Here is a 2,654-nt window from a genome sequence, read left to right on the forward strand (position 1 = left end):
GTGATGATCTCGGCGAGCAGGGAAGCGTCGGCAAAACAATCCACCGCTTGCTTTTTCAAGGGGGCTTCCAGGATGTCGACTTTCGCATCCGTTGGACGGGCTTCCTTCAGGCGGCAGATGACACGATCTTCTACCCTGACATAAAAGGATGAGGGACGCAGACACAGATGTTCACTTCTGTCATGTCCGATGATGACCATGCGCTCAGCGTCATAACCCTCTGGATATATCTCCGTCACCTGTCGCTCTATATTCTCGGGAACATAGGAGGCGTAGGCCCTACCCTTTCTGGAAGGACGGCTCACACGGCGTGATGACCTGCGTTGTCCGGCCTGCTGTTTTATCTCCTTGATGATGGGAAGGGCTTCCACCTGAGCCAGGGAACCCTCTTTGGCCCACTGCTCGTCAAAAAGCGTACCCGCCCAGCCGCTTGCACTCTCAGGCAGGCGTTTCTCGCTGCGCCTGCCAAATACCATACGCTCAAGTTCAAGAATACGACGGGACTTTCGTTCCAGCTCAGCATCCTTAATCTTAAGCTCAGCCTCCTTATCCTTGAGCTCAGCATCCTTATCCTTGAGATCAGCATCCTTATCCTTGAGCTCAGCATCCTTATCCTTGAGCTCAGCATCCTTATCCTTGAGCTCAGCATCCNGCAGCACGAAGTGATTCGTGAGTCAGTTCCTTCTTCAAACGTGCAATCTCTGCCTGCAAGTCTTTGATCTCTGTATTCTCGGCATCTGCAATAGGAGTTCCAGAATGGATGAATGTTCGACGTTTCGTAAGCATCCAATATTAGCCGCCTTTCACACCAACAAATAACCCTTATATGTCTGGCAGCATATAAGGGTTATCTGTTATTTGAAGTTTGAAGGTAGCATTTTCGTGAGTTCCTCCTCCGTCATATCTGGCAGGGGCCTTGAAAGAACTTCCTTCATCCATTTGTATGGCTCTATGTCTGCTTCCCTACAACAAGCCATGAAGGTATAGAAGACGGCGTTGTTCTCCGCTCCCTCATTGTTACCACAGAACAGGTAGTTCTTTCTTCCAAGCGTGATGGGCCTGATGGCCTGTTCCATGAGGTTGTTGTCTATGTTGAATCGTCCGTCCTGCACATACCTGCCAATGCGTATCCATACGGCGAAGGCATAACGCAGTGCTTTCTCCATAGCTTCGCCTGGGGTGTACTGTTTGTGTACATCCAACATATAGGTCTCCAAATACTTAAGAATGGGGTAAGCTTTAGCCTTTCGTTCTGTCTCCACGTCCTCGGGTGGTGCTTTCTTGTGTTTGAGGTTTTCCTCCAACTCATAAAGCGTGGCTATCGTTTCGATGATATGGGCGGCGTTCTTATCGTCAGCCGCCAGATGTTCGAACTTACGTCTCACGTGTGCCATACATCCTAACAGCACGATGCCCTGAACGTTCTCAAACCTGCTGTAGACCTCATACCCATCAGACTGTATGGCACCCTGGTAGCCCTTGAAGAGCTCATCTGCCACAGCGCCCGACCGCGACCCGTCCTTCCAATGGAAGAACACACCCTGGGAGTGTATGGCGTCACGCACACCCCACAGGTATCCCTTGCGCGTCTTTCCTTTGCGGTCGGCAACCTGTACGCTGGTCTCGTCAACCTGAAGATAAGGACTTTGCAGAATCTGTCTTACTTGAAGTTTGTAAAGTGGATAAAGTGCATCGGCGGCATCGTGAACCCAACTGTTGACGGTTGAGGTGGGGATGTTCACGCCCAGTTCCTTCCATCTTTCACATTGCCTATACTCGGGCTGGTGATAGGCGAACTTGGCGGTGATGATTTCGGCGAGCAGGGAAGCGTCGGCAAAACAATCCACCGCTTGCTTTTTCAAGGGGGCTTCCAGGATGTCGACCTTCGCATCCGTTGGACGGGCTTCCTTCAGGCGGCAGATGACACGATCTTCTACCCTGACATAAAAGGATGAGGGACGCAGACACAGATGCTCACTTCTGTCATGTCCGATGATGACCATGCGCTCAGCGTCATAACCCTCTGGATATATCTCCGTCACCTGTCGCTCTATATTCTCGGGAACATAGGAGGCGTAGGCCCTACCCTTTCTGGAAGGACGGCTCACACGGCGTGATGACCTGCGTTGTCCGGCCTGCTGTTTTATCTCCTTGATGATGGGAAGGGCTTCCACCTGAGCCAGGGAACCCTCTTTGGCCCACTGCTCGTCAAAAAGCGTACCCGCCCAGCCGCTTGCACTCTCAGGCAAGCGTTTCTCGCTGCGCCTGCCAAATACCATGCGCTCAAGTTCAAGAATACGACGGGACTTTCGTTCCAACTCAGCATCCTTAATCTTAAGCTCAGCATCCTTGTTCTTGAGTTGAGTATCCTTGTTCTTAAGCTCAGCATCCCTTTGCTCAAGAAGTTTAACAACAGCTTCCCGAGTGAGAGAATGGTAGTCAGATGTCATTGTGCAATAAGGCATATCCATCACATTATCAGTTCTTTATACGATGTAAAATTACAAAAAATATCTGACACTGGCAAGAAAATACTAAGATTTATTGTATCTTTTTCTTCGGTAGCAATTAGGATTTATACCTTCAATATAGAGTACCAATTCGTCCCAGCGAAGTTCATAAAATCCAGCTCTCGCCCGTATGATTTTAGGACT

The 2,654-nt window shown here is 49.9% G+C and carries 1 protein-coding gene; it reads right to left on the reverse strand.

The genetic code is table 11. The features are described from left to right. Positions 1 to 854: 854 nt before the first annotated feature. Complete coding sequence (tnpC, locus tag CZ367_RS06760) at positions 855 to 2,450, reverse strand: IS66 family transposase (protein WP_237581567.1); 1,596 nt, start codon at positions 2,448 to 2,450, stop codon at positions 855 to 857. Positions 2,451 to 2,654: the final 204 nt, after the last annotated feature.

The sequence above is a fragment of the Prevotella ihumii genome, from assembly GCF_900155655.1.
In the GTDB taxonomy this organism is placed as follows: Bacteria; Bacteroidota; Bacteroidia; order Bacteroidales; family Bacteroidaceae; genus Prevotella; species Prevotella ihumii.

What these genes read in the sequence shown, in the direction of transcription:
- tnpC (WP_237581567.1), bottom strand. Translation starts at nt 2,450, where the DNA reads ATGACATCTGACTACCATTCTCTCACTCGGGAAGCTGTTGTTAAACTT.